General features: G+C 66.6%; 17 protein-coding genes. 11 read left to right on the top strand and 6 right to left on the bottom strand.

Annotated features, from left to right (window positions below):
• Positions 1-52 precede the first annotated feature (52 nt).
• Both ASE91_RS15810 and ASE91_RS15805 read left to right on the top strand, forming a co-directional pair.
• Positions 53-961 carry a histone deacetylase family protein gene (locus tag ASE91_RS15810; RefSeq protein ID WP_056627867.1) on the top strand — a complete coding sequence of 303 codons (909 nt, stop codon included), beginning with the start codon at positions 53-55 and terminating at the stop codon, positions 959-961.
• 10 nt (positions 962-971) lie between these two features.
• Entirely contained in the window at positions 972-2,336 is a 1,365-nt protein-coding gene (locus ASE91_RS15805; RefSeq protein WP_056627861.1) for a cryptochrome/photolyase family protein, read from the top strand.
• 20 nt (positions 2,337-2,356) lie between these two features.
• Here the strand turns inward: ASE91_RS15805 and ASE91_RS15800 are convergent, their stop codons facing one another.
• A complete protein-coding gene (locus ASE91_RS15800) occupies positions 2,357-2,827 on the bottom strand; it encodes a hypothetical protein (RefSeq protein ID WP_056627859.1) in 471 nt (156 codons plus the stop codon).
• Positions 2,824-3,183 (bottom strand): phosphoribosyl-AMP cyclohydrolase, encoded by a 360-nt coding sequence (hisI, locus tag ASE91_RS15795; protein ID WP_056627857.1) that lies wholly within the window; start codon positions 3,181-3,183, stop codon positions 2,824-2,826. The genes ASE91_RS15800 and hisI overlap by 4 nt, the downstream gene beginning before the upstream one ends.
• A gap of 116 nt (positions 3,184-3,299) precedes the next feature.
• On the opposite strand from hisI, the gene purF reads away from it, so the two are divergent.
• From purF to ASE91_RS15780, 3 genes are all read left to right on the top strand, one after another.
• Positions 3,300-4,760 carry an amidophosphoribosyltransferase gene (gene purF, locus ASE91_RS15790; RefSeq protein ID WP_056627855.1) on the top strand — a complete coding sequence of 487 codons (1,461 nt, stop codon included), beginning with the start codon at positions 3,300-3,302 and terminating at the stop codon, positions 4,758-4,760.
• Positions 4,757-5,464 carry an SDR family NAD(P)-dependent oxidoreductase gene (locus ASE91_RS15785; RefSeq protein ID WP_056627852.1) on the top strand — a complete coding sequence of 236 codons (708 nt, stop codon included), beginning with the start codon at positions 4,757-4,759 and terminating at the stop codon, positions 5,462-5,464. Before purF ends, ASE91_RS15785 begins: the two co-directional genes overlap by 4 nt.
• A 113-nt stretch (positions 5,465-5,577) precedes the next feature.
• Positions 5,578-5,958, top strand: coding sequence for a hypothetical protein (locus ASE91_RS15780; protein ID WP_200910852.1), 381 nt, complete (start codon positions 5,578-5,580; stop codon positions 5,956-5,958).
• 215 nt (positions 5,959-6,173) lie between these two features.
• Here ASE91_RS15780 and ASE91_RS15775 read toward each other — a convergent pair whose 3' ends face one another.
• The 4 genes from ASE91_RS15775 to ASE91_RS15760 all read right to left on the bottom strand — a co-directional run bounded on the left by ASE91_RS15775 (position 6,174) and on the right by ASE91_RS15760 (position 9,867).
• Complete coding sequence (locus ASE91_RS15775; protein WP_056627849.1) at positions 6,174-6,866, bottom strand: prolyl hydroxylase family protein; 693 nt, start codon at positions 6,864-6,866, stop codon at positions 6,174-6,176.
• 46 nt (positions 6,867-6,912) lie between these two features.
• Positions 6,913-7,329, bottom strand: a complete 417-nt coding sequence (mce, locus tag ASE91_RS15770) for a methylmalonyl-CoA epimerase (RefSeq protein WP_056627846.1) — start codon at positions 7,327-7,329, stop codon at positions 6,913-6,915.
• Between the two features lie 138 nt (positions 7,330-7,467).
• Complete coding sequence (locus ASE91_RS15765) at positions 7,468-8,994, bottom strand: acyl-CoA carboxylase subunit beta (RefSeq protein ID WP_056627841.1); 1,527 nt, start codon at positions 8,992-8,994, stop codon at positions 7,468-7,470.
• A 75-nt stretch (positions 8,995-9,069) separates the two neighbouring features.
• Entirely contained in the window at positions 9,070-9,867 is a 798-nt protein-coding gene (locus ASE91_RS15760) for a DODA-type extradiol aromatic ring-opening family dioxygenase (RefSeq protein ID WP_056628763.1), read from the bottom strand.
• A 114-nt stretch (positions 9,868-9,981) separates the two neighbouring features.
• On the opposite strand from ASE91_RS15760, the gene ASE91_RS15755 reads away from it, so the two are divergent.
• The 6 genes from ASE91_RS15755 (at position 9,982) to ASE91_RS15730 (ending at position 16,189) form a co-directional block, all read left to right on the top strand.
• Positions 9,982-10,524 (top strand): (2Fe-2S)-binding protein, encoded by a 543-nt coding sequence (locus tag ASE91_RS15755; protein ID WP_056628759.1) that lies wholly within the window; start codon positions 9,982-9,984, stop codon positions 10,522-10,524.
• Between the two features lie 110 nt (positions 10,525-10,634).
• Positions 10,635-11,639 carry an RcnB family protein gene (locus tag ASE91_RS15750; RefSeq protein ID WP_056627839.1) on the top strand — a complete coding sequence of 335 codons (1,005 nt, stop codon included), beginning with the start codon at positions 10,635-10,637 and terminating at the stop codon, positions 11,637-11,639.
• A 100-nt stretch (positions 11,640-11,739) separates the two neighbouring features.
• On the top strand, positions 11,740-12,516 hold the full coding sequence (locus ASE91_RS15745) for an enoyl-CoA hydratase-related protein (RefSeq protein WP_056627836.1): 777 nt from the start codon (positions 11,740-11,742) through the stop codon (positions 12,514-12,516).
• Positions 12,517-12,564: 48 nt separating this feature from the next.
• Complete coding sequence (gene scpA / locus ASE91_RS15740) at positions 12,565-14,694, top strand: methylmalonyl-CoA mutase (protein WP_056627833.1); 2,130 nt, start codon at positions 12,565-12,567, stop codon at positions 14,692-14,694.
• Complete coding sequence (bioB, locus tag ASE91_RS15735; RefSeq protein WP_082454069.1) at positions 14,691-15,821, top strand: biotin synthase BioB; 1,131 nt, start codon at positions 14,691-14,693, stop codon at positions 15,819-15,821. The genes scpA and bioB overlap by 4 nt, the downstream gene beginning before the upstream one ends.
• Positions 15,812-16,189, top strand: coding sequence for a lysozyme inhibitor LprI family protein (locus tag ASE91_RS15730; protein ID WP_055999449.1), 378 nt, complete (start codon positions 15,812-15,814; stop codon positions 16,187-16,189). Before bioB ends, ASE91_RS15730 begins: the two co-directional genes overlap by 10 nt.
• Positions 16,190-16,227 lie beyond the last annotated feature (38 nt).

Below are 16,227 nucleotides of genomic sequence, written 5' to 3'. Positions count from 1 at the left end.
TATCGGCACCGTGCCGCTTTTGCGAGGACCAACGGCATCTTATCTGTGCCACGTGATCCCCGTCGTCCATCATCCGCATTATGTCGCCGAAAGCCCGCCGGGCAGCCGCTATCGCTGGGGCAAGAACGGCCTCGTCCGCGATCTCCTGCGCGACCGGGGATCGGCGATCGACTGGCACGAACCGGAACCGATGCAGCGTCGATGGATCGAGTCAGTGCATGACGACGATTACGTCGCCGAGGTGATCGAGGCGCGCGTGCCGCCGGCCAAGGAACGCCGCATCGGCTTCGCGGTCACCCCGCCGATGGCACTCCGCGCGGTCGCGGTGCCCGGCGGCACCTATCACGCTGCTCGCGTGGCGATGGAGCGCGGCTATGCGGCCAATACCGCTGGCGGCAGCCACCACGCGCTTGCCGATACCGGGGCGGGCTATTGCGTGTTCAACGACCTCGCCATTGCCGCCAACCGGCTGGTCGACGAAGGCGCCTGCGCCAGGGTGCTGGTGATCGACGTCGATGTGCATCAGGGCGACGGCACCGCCTCGCTGCTCGCCGGACGCACCGGTCTCGCCACCTACTCGATCCACGCCGAAAAGAATTTTCCGGCGCGCAAGGCTTGCTCCACACTGGATGTCGGTCTGCGCGACGGGGTTGGGGACGACGAATATCTGGCGACGCTGGCAGCGACGCTGGTCCCGCTGCTCGACAGCTTCGCGCCGTCGTTGTTGTTGTATCAGGCCGGGGTCGATCCGTTCGCCGACGACCGGCTGGGGCGGCTGTCGCTGACCCAGGCGGGACTGAACGAGCGCGACCGCTGGATCGGGCAGCTGGCGCGGGAACGCGGTCTGCCGATCGCGAGCGCGTTGGGTGGCGGCTATGGCGACCTCCTCGAAGTCGCGCATCGTCACGTCGCGTCGATCGTCGCCGTGGCGCAGGGAACCGGGATCGTCGCGCACGCGTAACGCCTGTCGCATGACCGAACCCGTCCTTCTCTGGCTCCGCCAGGACCTCCGCCTGCGCGACCAGCCCGCGCTCGTCGCCGCCGCAGAAGCCGGCGCAGTAATCCCGGTCTATATCCTCGACGATAAGTCGCCGGGCGACTGGAAGATCGGTGGTGCGCAGCGCTGGTGGCTGCATCACAGCCTCGCCGCGCTGGACGACTCGCTAAAGGCAAAGGGATCGCGCCTGATCCTGCGCCGGGGCGAGGCGGTGGCCGAACTGCGCAAGCTGATGGAGGAGACCGGCGCATCCCACATTCATGCGATGCGCCACTATGAACCATGGTGGGTGAAGGCGCAGGACGCGCTGGGCGACGATCTGACGCTGCACGACGGCAACCATCTCCGCCCGCCCGAATGCGTCCGCACCGGCTCTGGCGGCATGTTCAAAATCTATTCGTCCTTCTGGAAGGCGCTGAACCAGATGCTCCCGCCGGAGGAGCCGGTGGCGATGCCGCGCACGATTCCCGCTCCGTCCAAATGGCCGAAGTCCGACAAGCTCGCCGACTGGGCCCTGTTGCCCACCAAGCCCGACTGGTCGACCGCCTTCGCCAAAGCATGGCAGCCGGGCGAGGACGGTGCGGCGAAGGCGCTCAAATCCTTCGCCACCCGCCTCGACGACTATAACGAGGCGCGCAACCTGCCGTCGGTCGATGGCAGTTCGAAGCTGTCGCCGCACCTCCACCATGGCGAGATCTCACCACGACAGGTCTGGGCGGCGCTCGACGGGCAGGGCGACAGCTTGACGACCTATCGCAAGGAACTGGCGTGGCGGGATTTTGCCAGCGGCGTCATCCTGTCGATGCCCGACTATGCCGATGCCAATGGCCGCCCGCGCTACGACAAGCTGAAATGGCGCAGCGGTGCGGAGGCGACCCGCGACCTGACGGCGTGGCAACAGGGCCGTACCGGCTATCCGATTGTCGATGCCGGAATGCGCCAGCTGTGGCAGATCGGCTGGATGCACAATCGGGTGCGGATGATCGCCGCGTCCTTCGTCATCAAGCATTTGCTGATCGACTGGCGCGAGGGCGAACGCTGGTATTGGGATTGTCTGGTCGATGCCGATTTCGGCAACAATGCCGTCAACTGGCAATGGGTCGCGGGCACCGGTGTCGATTCGAACATGTTCGGGCGGATCATGGCCCCGCTGACCCAGTCCGAAAAATTCGACGCCGCCGACTATATCCGCCGCTGGGTCCCCGAACTGGCCCATCTGCCGGACGCGGCGATCCACGACCCCGACGCCGCCGGATGTCGGCCGAAGGACTATCCCGCGAAGATCGTCGAGCATCGCGAGGCGCGCGAGCGTGCCTTGGCGGCGGCGCGCGGCGTGTGATGTCGATCAGGCCGGCGAACTTACGACCCACACAGCTGCCGCCCCTTCGGATCGCGCAGCGCCGCCGCCTCCGAACCGCTGTCGCTCAACCGGTCGACCGCGAACCCGGCCAGCGACGCGCGCTGCGTACACAGCCGCTTGCAGCCACCGGGCAGCTTGCCCGGCAGCCGGATACGGCCGCCGTCATAGGCCGCCTCGAACGTGCAGCCATTGCCCAGATCGGCGCGCAACGTTTCGCCCTCGCGGGAATAGCGGCCATGCCCGCTGCATCCGATATCGTCGCCATAGTCGACGAACATCCCGATGCGACTGCCGGCGATGCACAGCCGGTCGCCCTCGCGGGCATATAGCCCGACCGGAGTCGCCGCCGCCGGATCGCGCACCACGCCGCGCGCGATCGCCGCCTGTTCCAGCGTCGCTTCGTCGCGATCGGGTGCCGCCCCCGGCGAACATCCCGCCAGCACCAGCGCCGCCGCCAGCCACAGCCTCACGTTGCGGGTACCAGCCGATCGCCCTCGATCCGCCGGAAAAAACAGCTATCCGCCCCGGTATGGCACGCCGGCCCCGCCGGTTCGCATCGCAGCCACAACGCGTCCTGATCGCAGTCGATCCGTGCCTCGATCACGCGCAGCACGTTGCCCGACGTCTCGCCCTTCTTCCACAACCGCCCGCGACTCCGCGACCAGAAGGTCGCTTCGCCCGTCGCCAGCGTGAGGCGCAACGCTTCGTCGTTCATGAACGCGACCATCAACGGTTCGCCGCTGGCGGCGTCTACGGCGATGGCGGTCAACAGCCCATCGGCATCGAATTTCGGGTTCAGCACCAGTCCGGTATCGCGATTTTCCATCGCCGCAACTCCTATCGCCGATCGCGGTTCCTCGGCAATCGACGATCAAAGGGCGACAAACCGATTTCGCCTGCCTATATGGCAGCCGCGTGACACGCTTATCCCCGGAAGGGCCTATGTTCACCACCCATCCATTCGACGACGACAAGCTGCGTGAAGAATGCGGCATCTTCGGTGTATCCGGCGCGGACGGCGCTGCGGCGCTCGTGGCGCTCGGCCTCCATGCGCTCCAGCACCGCGGTCAGGAAGCGGCCGGCATCTGCAGCTGGGATGGGGCGATGTTCCATACCCAGCGCGCACAGGGCCATGTCGCCGGCAATTTCGATCGACCCGAAATCATCGAATCGCTGCCCGGCGCGACCGCCTGCGGCCATGTCCGCTATTCGACCACCGGCGAAACGTCGAACCGCAACATCCAGCCGCTCTATGCCGAACTGGCGTCGGGCGGTTTCGCGGTGGCGCATAACGGCAATCTTTCGAACGCCATGCGGCTGCGCAAGGATCTGGTGCGCACCGGATCGATCTTCCAGTCGACCAGCGACACCGAAGTCATCATCCATCTGGTCGCCACGTCCAACTACCGGACGCTGCTCGACCGGTTCATCGATGCGCTGAAGCAGGTCGAAGGTGCCTATTCACTGATCTGCATGACGCCGGAGGGGATGATCGCCTGTCGCGATCCGCTCGGCATCCGGCCGCTGGTGATGGGCCGTCTCGGCGACGGTGCCTATATCTTCGCCTCCGAAACCGTTGCGCTCGACGTGGTCGGGGCAGAGTTCGTGCGCGAGGTCGAACCGGGCGAACTGGTCATCGTCAAGAATGGCGAGCTGCGATCGATCCGTCCGTTCGCGCCGCTGTCCCCACGCCCATGCATCTTCGAATGGGTCTATTTCTCGCGCCCCGATTCGATCTCCGAAGACCGCTCGATCTATTCGGTGCGCAAGGCGATCGGTGCCGAACTGGCGCAGGAAAATGCGGTCGACGCCGATCTGGTCATCCCGGTCCCCGATTCGGGCGTTCCTGCCGCGATCGGCTATGCACAGGCGTCGGGCATCCCGTTCGAACTGGGCATCATCCGTTCGCACTATGTTGGCCGCACCTTCATCCAGCCGGGCGACAAGGTCCGGCACCTCGGCGTCAAGCTGAAGCACAACGCCAACCGCAAGCTGATCGAGGGCAAGCGCATCATTCTGGTCGACGACTCGATCGTGCGCGGCACCACCTCGCTCAAGATCGTGCAGATGATGCGCGATGCCGGCGCGGCGGAGGTGCATATGCGCATCGCGTCGCCGCCGACCCGGCACAGCTGCTTCTACGGCGTCGACACCCCCGAACGCGCGAAGCTGCTGGCTGCCAAGTACGACCTGGGTGGGATGACCGACTATATCCAGGCCGACAGCCTCGCCTTCATCTCGATCGACGGTCTGTATCGTGCGCTCGGCGAAGCCAACCGCACCTCGGTCCGTCCGAAATATTGCGATGCCTGCTTCACCGGCGATTATCCGACGCCGCTGACCGATCAGGACGAGACCAGCTCGGTCGATCAGTTCGCGGTTCTGGCCGAACGGGTCGGATGACGGAGCGTCTGAAGGGGCAACTGGCCCTCGTCACCGGTGCCAGCCGCGGGATCGGTGCCGCGACCGCCATCGCGCTGGCGGCGGAGGGTGCGCACATCATCCTGACCGCGCGGACCACCGGCGGGCTGGAGGAGGTCGAGGACGCGATCTATGCGGCGGGCGGGTCGGCGACGATCGCGCCGGTCGACCTCTATGATCGCACCGCCATCCCGCAACTGGTGTCGGCGATCGCCGAACGCTGGCGCGCGCTCGACATGCTGGTGCTCAACGCCGGCGCGCTCGGCACGCTGGGGCCGGTGCCGTCGTTCGACCTGAAAGAGTTCGACAAGGTGATGACGCTCAACGTCACCGCCAATGCCGCGCTGATCGCCGCCTTCTCGCCGATGCTGCGGCTGGCGAGGTCGGGCAGGGTGGTCGGCGTCACTTCGTCGGTCGGCGCTGCACCGCGTGCCTATTGGGGCATGTACGGCTCGTCGAAGGCCGCGTTCGACAACATCATCGCCAGCTACGGGCTGGAAATGGCGAATATCTCGCCGGTCCGCACCGCGATCGTCGATCCCGGCGCGACCCGGACGAAGATGCGCGAGCGCGCCTATCCCGGCGAGGATCCGCAAAGCGTGAAGCCGCCCGAACGGGTCGCCGATGCGATCGTCAAGCTGATGACCGACGGTTTCGATAGCGGCATCCGTATCCGCGTCGACTGACGAAGGTTCCGAACCCCTGCAAAAACATATAGTTGGTTTTTGCCGGGGCCGGGTTTCGGTTCGCTCGTTGTCCGGCGGCTGCGCGTGCAGCTTGCCCTTCGAGGAGCCTTGACATGGCCGTTAAATTCGCCGGAACGATGAACGCGATCAATCGCGGACTGGACGATACCAAGCCCGCCAAGGGCGCGACGATCATCGAGGATTGGGAAGCAGCGCTGGCCGACACCGACGTGTCGGGTGCCAAGGGTATCCTGCGCGACCTCGCCTCGTTGCGCAAGCAACTGGAAAAGGATGCGCCCGACAGCGACCGGGTCCACGACCTGCTTCACCGTCTGGGTGCCGCGACGACCAAGATCGCCGAAAAGGCGGACAAGTCGCAGGACAAGTTGCGTGCACTGGGCGAAGCATTGAGCGAAGCGGGCGAGGAATCGCCCGACGAAGCCGAAGACACCGAAGCCGCAGCCGCCCCGAAGCGGGCCCGCAAGAAGGCGTGATACTGGGGGCGGCGGGTCGCCTCGGCCCGCCGCCCTTCCTTTTGCGCTTTCCTACAAGGGCGCGGATGGGATTACTGTCCTGTCCGTTCGTGCTGAGTAGAGACTGAGCGAAGTCGAAGGCTATTCAGGACGATAGATCCGTTCGCCCTTTGAACCTGCCAAAACCACTGCGTGCAGACAACGCGGCAAGTGTGACCTTTGTGACCTTTGGCCGTTCAGGGCTGAACGGTCGGCGTCCACGGCCGCTCGCGGAACCACTTGGTGACGATGTATTTGGTCCCCTCGACCACCGCCATGCCCTCATGCAGCGTCGACAGGTTCGGGCTGCCATCGGCGTTCATGTTGTTCCACGCGATCAGCATGCCCGGCCGCGGATTGAAGCGGACTCCGGCGACCGGAAACCACGTCGCGCCGCCCTGTTCGACCTCGTTCAGATAGACCATCGCCGTCCAGGTCCGCTGCCCGCCCTGCACCGCCATCGGCGCCCAATAATGCTCGTTCTCGTTGAAATAGTCGGCATGCGCCCGGAATTGCTGGCCCGGCGCATAGCGCTGCCCCTGCATCGTCTCGCCATATTCGGGCGGAATGCCCAGCAGGTGCGCGATCCGTTCGTCGATCGGCTGCAGGTCCGGATGCCAGCGATCGAGATCGCAGCTGTCGGACGTGCGAAAGTTCGGATCGTTGCTGCTGGTCAACAACGTCGACTTGCGCCGCCCGGCATCGATCGTCGCCATCAGCAGGTCGCATTGGTCCTCCGACAGGAAATCGGGCAGCGCGAACAGCACCGCCGCGTCGGTCTTGGCGCGACGGATGCCGGGGATCGCGGCCAGCGTCGCCTCGACGGTCTGGCCCCATTCGGCGCGGACGGGGGAGGGGCTACCGGCGGCTTTGCGGATCGGCGTGTTCATGGCCTTCGTTCAACCAGATAGGGCGAAAGGTGTCGAGGGGGACCGGTCAGTGGTCCGCCGGAGTCTCCATCAACTCGATCAGCACCCCACCCATGTCGCGCGGATGGACGAACACGATCAACGTCCCATGCGCCCCGATGCGCGGGCTGCCCAGCACCCGCGCGCCCTTGGCGGTCAGGTCGGCGATCGCGGCATGGATGTCGGCCACCTCGAAGCACAGATGATGCTGCCCACCCGCGGGATTCTTGGCAAGGAACCCCGCGATCGGCGAACTGGCGTCATACGGCTCGATCAACTCGATTTGGGTGTTCGGCGCGTCGATGAAGCACACCTTCACCCCCTGCGCTGGCAGATCGAACGGCTCGCCGATCGCGTCCGCGCCGAGCAGATCGCGATACATCGCAACGGATGTTTCGATCGACGGGGTAGCCACCCCGACATGGTTCAAACGACCAAGGCTCACACCAAATCCTCCCCGGCACGGGGAGGGCGACCAGCGAAGCTGGTGGAGGGGGCGTGCCCCGCAGTGCAACCGTGGTGGAACAGGGTGCCCCCCTCCACCATCCTGCGGATGGTCCCCCTCCCCGTGCCGGGGAGGACGTTACAGCGGAATATTGTCATGCTTCTTCCACGGATTTTCCAGCTTCTTGTTCCGTAATTTCCGCAACCCCAACGCCACCCGCCGCCGGGTAGAATGCGGCAGGATCACCTCGTCGATGAACCCCTTGCTGGCCGCGACGAACGGGTTGGCGAAGCGCGCCTCATACTCGGCGGTGCGTGCCGCGACCTCCTCCGGGTCCTTCGACCGGAAGATGATCTCGACCGCGCCCTTCGCGCCCATCACCGCGATCTCGGCGGTCGGCCACGCATAGTTCAGGTCGCCGCGCAGATGCTTCGACGCCATCACGTCATACGCCCCGCCATAGGCCTTGCGGGTGATGACCGTGATCTTGGGCACCGTCGCCTCGGCATAGGCGAACAGCAGCTTCGCGCCATGCTTGATGATCCCCGAATGCTCCTGACCCACGCCCGGCAGGAACCCCGGCACATCGACGAAGGTCACGATCGGGATCTCGAACGCATCGCAGAAGCGCACGAACCGCGCCGCCTTCTTCGATGAATTGATATCGAGACACCCGGCCAGCACCATCGGCTGGTTGGCGACGATGCCGACGGTGCGCCCCTCGATCCGGCCGAAGCCGATGATGATGTTCGCCGCATGCCCCGGTTGCAGTTCGAAGAACGCGCCGTCATCGACCGTCCGCACGATCAGCTCGTGCATGTCATAGGGCTGGTTGGCACTCGGCGGGATCAGCGTGTCGAGGCTGTCCTCCAGCCGGTCCCACGGATCGTCGCTCGGCCGTGTCGGCACGCCGCTGCGGTTGTTGGCGGGCAGGAAGTCGACGAAGTCGCGCGCCGCCAGCAGCGCCTCGATATCGTTCTCGAACGCGCAATCGGCGACCGACGACTTGGTGGTATGGGTGATCGCACCGCCGAGTTCTTCCTGCGTCACGACCTCGTTGGTGACCGTCTTCACCACGTCCGGCCCGGTCACGAACATATAGCTCGAATCCTTCACCATGAAGATGAAGTCGGTCATCGCGGGCGAATAGACCGCACCGCCCGCGCACGGCCCCATGATCAGCGACAGCTGCGGCACCACGCCCGACGCCAGCACGTTGCGCTGGAACACCTCGGCATAACCGCCGAGCGACGCGACGCCCTCCTGGATGCGCGCCCCGCCCGAATCGTTCAGGCCGATGACCGGCGCGCCGACCTTCATCGCCATGTCCATAATCTTGCAGATCTTCTGGGCATGGCGCTCCGACAGCGACCCGCCGAACACGGTGAAGTCCTGGCTGAAGACATAGACCAGCCGGCCGTTGACCGTCCCCGATCCGGTGACCACCCCGTCGCCGGGGATCACCTGATCGGGCATCCCGAAATCGACGCAGTTATGTTCGACATACATGTCGAGCTCCTCGAACGACCCATGGTCGAGGAACACGTCCAGCCGTTCGCGCGCGGTCAGCTTGCCCTTGGCATGTTGCGCCGCGACCCGCTTTTCACCGCCGCCGGCACGCGCCGCCGCGCGCCGTTGTTCCAACGCTTCGAGGGCTTCGAGCATCGTCTCTCCTTGGCCCCTTGATGGGCGTTTCCACCCTTGTGCCAGCAGGACGCGGCAAAGCGCAACATTCTTGCGTCAACCGAACCGATAGCCCGAAACGACCCAGCCCATCACCGTGTCGCGATAGTCGCAGACCGCCGAATCATCGCCGCCGGCTCCCAGCGCGACCATCAGCGGCAACAGATGCTCGGCCTCCGGGTGCGCAAAGCGGGCATGGGGCAGGGTTTCCCAATCGGCCACCCGCGCCGCACGCCGCGCCGGATCGGCATCGGTCACCGCCGCCGTCAGCGCCCGGTCCCATTCGTCGGCCACCGGCGTGATCGATGGCCCCCGGGCCCGCAAATTATGAAAGCTCATCCCCGACCCGACGATCAGCACCCCGTCGTCGCGCAGCGGAGCGAGTGCGCGGCCCATCGCGATATGCGCCGCCGGATCGAGCGACCGGTCGAGCGACAATTGCACCAGCGGGATATCGGCATCGGGCACTGCGACCATCATCGGAATGAACACGCCGTGATCCCATCCGCGCCCGGCCTCCTCCGCCGTCGCGAAGCCCGCAGCCTGCAACAGCCCCGCCGCCCGTCGCGCAACCTCCGGCGCACCGGCGGCATCCCAGCGCAGGTGATAGGTATGTTCGGGGAAGCCGTAATAATCGAACAGCAATGCCGGCCGTTCGCCGACATGCACGGTCGGCACCGGTGCCTCCCAATGGCCCGAGATCATCAGGATCGCGCGCGGCCGTTCGGGCAGCGACGCGATCAGGCCGGCCAGATAGGCCTGCATCGGCCGCCACATCGGGTCGGGCGCTTCGCCGGGGTTCAGGAAGAAGCAGGGGCCGCCGCCATGCGGCACGAACAAGGATGGTAGGGTCATGGGAGCGAAGATCGCGTCGCGCCGATCGACCGACAAGATCGCGGGCGGAAACGACCCGTTTCCCGATCCATGGGGTTGGCGTGGCCGCGCGATCCTCCCTACAAGGCCGACGCCATGACCCGGTTCACCGTCAACAACCTGCCGCAGGAATATCGGCTCGACCCCGAAACGCCGTTGCTGTGGGCGCTGCGCGACGTGTCGAACCTGACCGGGACCAAATATGGCTGCGGCACCGGCCATTGCGGGGCGTGTACCGTCGATATCGACGGACGCGCGGTAAAGTCGTGCCAGGTGACGATCGGCAGTATCGAGGGCACGTTCGTCACCACGATCGAAGGGTTGGCGCGCGACCGCAGCCACCCGGTACAGGCCGCGTTCCTGGCGGCACAGGTCGTGCAATGCGGCTTCTGCATTCCCGGCTTCGTCATGACGACCGCCGCGCTGTTGCGCGCGAACCGCGATCCCGACGAAGCGACGATTACGGCGGCGCTGACCAATTTGTGCCGCTGCGGCATCTATCCCCGGCTGGTAGATGCGGTGCGACAGGCCGCGGCGGCTGCGCGGGGCGACGCGACGCTCGCACCCCCGCCGCGACCCGGCATCGACCCCGCCGAGGCTGCCCGCGAGACGCCGGCACTGACCCCGCCCAAACCATAGGCGCTTATTCTTTCAATCGGCTGTCATCGCCGTTCAGCCACGGTTGATCGCATCTGTCGTATGCCGGCACCATCGAAGCCGGCGACATCCGGCGGTGGAGGGAAGCCGAGATGAAGAGCCGTTTCCTGCTGGCGTTGCTGAGCGTGACCGCACTGGTCCCGAGCGCCGCGATGGCACAGCCCGAGCGCGAGGGGCGGGGGCCCCGCATGCGCGAGCGGATCGAACGCGGACCGGGCGGCGAGACGCCGCAGGCACGCGCCGAGTTCCGCAACGACATCCGGGTCGAGGCACCGGCACCCCGTCCAGAACAGCGTCCCGAACAGCGTCGTGAATCGCCCCGGTTCGAACCGCGCGTCGACCGGCCCGATCGCGGACCCGGTTTCGAACGGCGCGATCCGCCACGCGATGCGCAGGGGCAGATCGATCGTGACGCGCTGCGCGGTCAATGGCAGCGCAACCAGCGCGAACAACGCGAGGATCGCGGCTGGCAGCGCGGGCCACAGCCGGGCGAACCCGATCGCGGCTGGCAGCGTCCCGCCCAGCCCAACACGCCCGACCGCTTCGAACGGCGCGACCCGCCGCGCGATGCACAGGGTCAGATCGACCGCGAGGCGCTGCGCCGCGACTGGCCGCGTCGCGACGGACGCGGTGTGCAGGAACGCGATCGCCGCGAACAGTGGCAGCGCGAACAACTCCGGCGCGATCAATGGAACGGCGACGGCTGGGCGCGGCGCGACCGCGACTGGAACCGCAACGGCTGGGACCGCGGCAATTGGGAACGCGACCGGTGGGGTAACAACGGCCAATGGGATCGCGGCTGGCGGCGCGACGACCGCTATGACTGGAACCGTTACCGTGATCGCAACCGCAGCCTGTACCGCCTGCCGCGCTATTATGCGCCGCAGGGCTGGGGTTATGGCTATCGCCGCTTCGGCGTCGGCGTCCGGCTGAATTCCTTCCTGTTCGGGTCGAACTACTGGATCAACGATCCGTTCTACTATCGCCTGCCGGAGACGTGGGGACCGTATCGCTGGGTCCGCTATTACAACGATGCGATGCTGGTCGACATCCGCACCGGACAGGTGGTCGACGTCGAATACGACATCTTCTGGTAAGCAGTCCGCGGCGGGGTGATCCCCCGCCGCGGTTCGTTTGCGCTGGCAATCGCCGCGGCCTTTCCGCAAACCGTATCAAAAGATACGGGAGAGCGATTCGATGGCAGGCGATATCCGGGTGGTACGCGACGGCGACGTGTTGCGGATCACGCTCGACCGGCCCGACCGGCTGAACGCCGCGCCGCCGGCGATGTTCGATGCGATCCGCGCTGCGTTGGCGGAACTCGACGGTGCGCGCGCGGTGCTGCTGACCGGCGAGGGCCGCGCCTTCTGTTCGGGCGCGGACGTGGCGGCGGTGCAGGCGGCGGGGGACGGTCCCGCCGCGACCCACCATGCGCTGACCCATCACTACAACCCGTGTCTGCAGGCGATCGCCGATCTGCCGGTCCCCATCGTCAGCGCCGTGCGCGGTGCGGCGGCGGGCATCGGGTGCAGCCTCGCACTCGCCGCCGATTTCTGCGTCGCGGCCGACGACGCCTATTTCCTGCAAGCCTTCGTCAATATCGGCCTCGTTCCCGATGGCGGGGCGAGCTGGATGCTGCCCCGGCTGATCGGGCGGGCGCGGGCGGCGCGGATGATGCTGCTGGGCGAACGCGTCGCCGCCGCGACCGCGCTCGACTGGGGCATGATCCATGCGGTGGTCGATGGCGCGATGCTCGACGATGAAGCCATGGCGCTCGCCCGGCGGTTGGCGGCGGGGCCGACGGTCGCGCTCGGCCTGACCCGGCGCAATCTCGCCTACGCGCTCGACCATGACTATCCGGCGGCAATGGTTCGCGAGGCGGAGGCACAGCGCAGCGCCGCCGCCAGCGCCGATGCGCGCGAAGGCACCGCCGCCTTCCTCACCAAACGCTCCCCCCGGTTCGAAGGCCGCTGACATGACCCACCTCGACTTGTCCCCCCACCGGGCGCTAGGGACGTACGAATGACCGGCCCGACGATCGATGACTGGCAGAAGCTCGCCGCGCGTGAGGTGAAGGACGCCGATCTCACCTGGCACACGCCGGAGGGGATTGCGGTCAAGCCGCTCTACACCGCCGCCGACGCTCCGGATCCGGGGCTACCCGGTTTCGCGCCGTTCACCCGCGGGGTAAAGGCGTCGATGTATGCCGGGCGTCCCTGGACCATCCGCCAGTACGCCGGGTTCTCGACCGCCGAGGAATCGAACGCCTTCTACCGCCGCAATCTGGCGGCGGGGCAGAAGGGGCTGTCGGTCGCCTTCGACCTCGCCACGCACCGGGGCTATGACAGCGACCATCCGCGCGTGGCGGGCGATGTGGGGAAGGCCGGGGTCGCGATCGACACGATCGACGACATGAAGATCCTGTTCGACGGCATCCCGCTCGACACCATGTCGGTCAGCATGACGATGAACGGCGCGGTGCTGCCCTGTCTCGCCTTCTACATCGTCGCGGCGGAGGAGCAGGGCGTCGGTCCCGAAAAGCTGTCGGGCACGATCCAGAACGACATCCTCAAGGAGTTCATGGTCCGCAACACGTATATCTATCCGCCCGAACCATCGATGCGGATCGTGTCGGACATCATCGCCTACACCGCCGAACACATGCCGCGCTTCAACAGCATCTCGATCAGCGGCTATCACATGCACGAAGCCGGCGCGACGGCGGTGCAGGAACTGGCGTTCACGCTGGCCGACGGCATGGCCTATGTCCGCGCGGCGATCGAACGCGGGCTGGATATCGATGCGTTCGCCGGCCGGCTGTCCTTCTTCTTCGGCATCGGCATGAACTTCTTCATGGAGATCGCCAAGCTGCGCGCGGCGCGCATGCTGTGGAGCCGGATCATCGCCGACTTCGGCGGTTCGCCCCGCAGCCAGACGCTGCGGACCCACTGCCAGACCAGCGGCGTTTCGCTGACCGAGCAGGACCCGTACAACAACGTCATCCGCACCACGATCGAGGCGATGGCCGCCACCTTCGGCGGGACCCAGTCGCTGCACACCAACTCGCTCGACGAAGCCGTTGCCCTGCCCACCGACTTCTCCGCCCGCATCGCGCGCAATACGCAGCTGATATTGCAGGAAGAGACCGGCATGACCCATGTCGTCGATCCGTTGGGCGGCAGCTATTATGTCGAGGCGCTGACCAACGAGCTCGCCGGCAAGGCATGGGCGCTGATCGAGGAGGTTGAGGCGGCGGGCGGCATGATCGATGCCGTCAACAAGGGGCTGCCCAAGGAGCATATCGAACGCGCAGCCGCCGCCCGGCAGGCCCGGGTCGACCGGGCCGAGGACGTCATCGTCGGCGTCAACAGATACCGGCTGGCCGAGGAGACGCCGATCGACATCCTCTCGATCGACAATGCCAAGGTTCGCGCCGACCAGATCCGCCGGATCGAGCATGTCCGCGCGAACCGCGACGAAGCTGCGACGCAGGCGGCGCTGTCGGCGTTGCGCGACGGTGCTAAGGGCGACGCGAACCTGCTGGCGCTGTGCGTCGCCGCCGCCCGCGCCCGGGCGACGCTCGGCGAAATGTCGGCGGCGATGGAGGTCGCCTTCGGTCGCCACGCGGTCTCGGTAACCCCGGTCAAGGGGATCTATGGTCCGGCGCATGCCGATGACGAAGGCTGGACACGCGCGGGCGAGGGCGTCGTCGCCGTCGAACGGCGGCTGGGCCGCAAACCCCGGATGCTGGTCGCCAAGATGGGGCAGGACGGGCATGATCGCGGGGCGAACGTCGTCGCCAGCGCCTTTGCCGATCTGGGGTTCGACATCGTCTCCGGCCCGCTGTTCCAGACGTCACAGGAAACCGCGCAACTGGCGATCGCCGAAGGGGTCGATATCGTCGGTGCCTCCAGCCTCGCCGCCGGTCACAACACGCTGATCCCCGAGCTGATCGCGCAACTGGCCGATGCCGGTCGCGCCGACATCCGGGTCATTGCCGGCGGGGTCATCCCGCCACAGGATTATGCGCTGCTCCGCGACGCCGGGGTGGCGGCGATTTTCGGACCGGGCACCAATCTGGTCCATGCAGCGGCGGAGGTGCTGAAATTGCTCGGCCATAACCTCCCGCCGGTCGGAGAAACTGTCGAATGAACGTGATTGCGTCTGTCGCCGATACCAACATTGCCCGTACCCCGGCGAAGGCCGGGGGCCAGTTGGGCGACGTTGCGGCTCCTTCGAACCCGGTCGTTACTGGACCCCGGCCTGCGCCGGGGTACGACGGTGCTGCGGTACGCACCGACTGGACCCGCACCGAGATCGCCGAACTTTTCGACCTGCCGTTCGACGAACTGATGTTCCGCGCGCAGACCGTCCACCGCGCGCACCATGCCGTCGGGCAGGTCCAGCTCTGCACGCTGCTGTCGATCAAGACCGGCGGCTGTCCCGAGGATTGCGGCTATTGCTCGCAATCGGCCAGCGCCGATACGCAGCTAAAGGCCGAAAAGCTGATGGACGTCGACGCCGTCCTCGCCAGCGCGGCGCAGGCCAAGGCGGCGGGATCGCAGCGTTTCTGCATGGGCGCGGCATGGCGCAACCCCAAGGACCGCGACATGGACCGGATCGTGGCGATGGTCGAGGGCGTGGCCGCGATGGGCATGGAAACCTGCATGACGCTCGGCATGCTGACCCCGGATCAAGCGCAGAGGCTTGGACAGGCGGGTCTCGATTATTACAACCACAATATCGACACCTCGCCGGAAAACTACGCCAACGTCATCACTACCCGGACGTTCGACGACCGGCTCGACACGCTGGAACATGTTCGCGAAGCCGGGATCAACGTCTGCTGCGGCGGGATCGTCGGCATGGGGGAGACCCGCGCCGACCGGGTCGGTTTCGTCCACGCGCTCGCCACGCTGCCCCGCCATCCCGAAAGCGTGCCGGTCAACGCGCTGGTCCCGGTCAAGGGCACGGTACTCGGTAATATGCTGGCTGACACGCCGCTCGCGAAGCTCGACGATATCGAATTCGTCCGCACGGTCGCCGTTGCGCGCATCACCATGCCGCTGAGCATGGTTCGCCTGTCGGCGGGGCGCGAAAGCATGTCGGATGCGACGCAGGCGCTGTGCTTCATGGCCGGTGCCAACTCGATCTTCACCGGCGACCGGTTGCTTACTACGGGCAACGCCGGCGACGACGCCGACGCCGCGCTGCTGGCGAAGCTTGGGCTGACGCCGATGGCGGCGGAAGAACCGATGCGGAAATCCTCATGCTGCTGACCCTGCTCCTCGCGGCCGCCGCCGCACAGGGCGGCTGCGCCAGCGCCACGACGCAGGTGGACATGAACCGCTGTGCACAGGCGGCGTTGCAGCGCGCCGACGCGGCGATGACCCGCGAATGGCAGGCGAGCTATGCGCGGATGAAGGCGCAGGACGCGGCGGATACCTCGCGCGGCGGTGGCTTCGGCTATGCGGCGGCGGCACTCGCCAGCCAGCGGGCATGGCTGAAGTTCCGCGACACGCAGTGCGTCCTCGAAGCGGGACGCTATGCCGGCGGATCGATGCAGCCGCTGGCGCGCGCCAACTGCCTCGAACGACTGACGAAGGAACGGGCGCAGCAGTTGCGCGATCTGCGCCGCGAAACATGATGCTGACCCCGGACAAACGGGGCGGACAGGAGAGCGAG

The sequence above is a fragment of the Sphingomonas sp. Leaf62 genome, assembly GCF_001421915.1.
In the GTDB taxonomy this organism is placed as follows: Bacteria; Pseudomonadota; Alphaproteobacteria; order Sphingomonadales; family Sphingomonadaceae; genus Sphingomonas.
This window is presented reverse-complemented; position numbering and strand designations above follow the sequence as displayed.

What these genes read in the sequence shown, in the direction of transcription:
- ASE91_RS15805 (WP_056627861.1), top strand. Translation starts at nt 972, where the DNA reads ATGACCGAACCCGTCCTTCTCTGGCTCCGCCAGGACCTCCGCCTGCGC.
- hisI (WP_056627857.1), bottom strand. Translation starts at nt 3,183, where the DNA reads ATGGAAAATCGCGATACCGGACTGGTGCTGAACCCGAAATTCGATGCC.
- purF (WP_056627855.1), top strand. Translation starts at nt 3,300, where the DNA reads ATGTTCACCACCCATCCATTCGACGACGACAAGCTGCGTGAAGAATGC.
- ASE91_RS15785 (WP_056627852.1), top strand. Translation starts at nt 4,757, where the DNA reads ATGACGGAGCGTCTGAAGGGGCAACTGGCCCTCGTCACCGGTGCCAGC.
- ASE91_RS15780 (WP_200910852.1), top strand. Translation starts at nt 5,578, where the DNA reads ATGGCCGTTAAATTCGCCGGAACGATGAACGCGATCAATCGCGGACTG.
- ASE91_RS15775 (WP_056627849.1), bottom strand. Translation starts at nt 6,866, where the DNA reads ATGAACACGCCGATCCGCAAAGCCGCCGGTAGCCCCTCCCCCGTCCGC.
- ASE91_RS15765 (WP_056627841.1), bottom strand. Translation starts at nt 8,994, where the DNA reads ATGCTCGAAGCCCTCGAAGCGTTGGAACAACGGCGCGCGGCGGCGCGT.
- ASE91_RS15760 (WP_056628763.1), bottom strand. Translation starts at nt 9,867, where the DNA reads ATGACCCTACCATCCTTGTTCGTGCCGCATGGCGGCGGCCCCTGCTTC.
- ASE91_RS15755 (WP_056628759.1), top strand. Translation starts at nt 9,982, where the DNA reads ATGACCCGGTTCACCGTCAACAACCTGCCGCAGGAATATCGGCTCGAC.
- ASE91_RS15750 (WP_056627839.1), top strand. Translation starts at nt 10,635, where the DNA reads ATGAAGAGCCGTTTCCTGCTGGCGTTGCTGAGCGTGACCGCACTGGTC.
- ASE91_RS15745 (WP_056627836.1), top strand. Translation starts at nt 11,740, where the DNA reads ATGGCAGGCGATATCCGGGTGGTACGCGACGGCGACGTGTTGCGGATC.
- scpA (WP_056627833.1), top strand. Translation starts at nt 12,565, where the DNA reads ATGACCGGCCCGACGATCGATGACTGGCAGAAGCTCGCCGCGCGTGAG.
- bioB (WP_082454069.1), top strand. Translation starts at nt 14,691, where the DNA reads ATGAACGTGATTGCGTCTGTCGCCGATACCAACATTGCCCGTACCCCG.
- ASE91_RS15730 (WP_055999449.1), top strand. Translation starts at nt 15,812, where the DNA reads ATGCTGCTGACCCTGCTCCTCGCGGCCGCCGCCGCACAGGGCGGCTGC.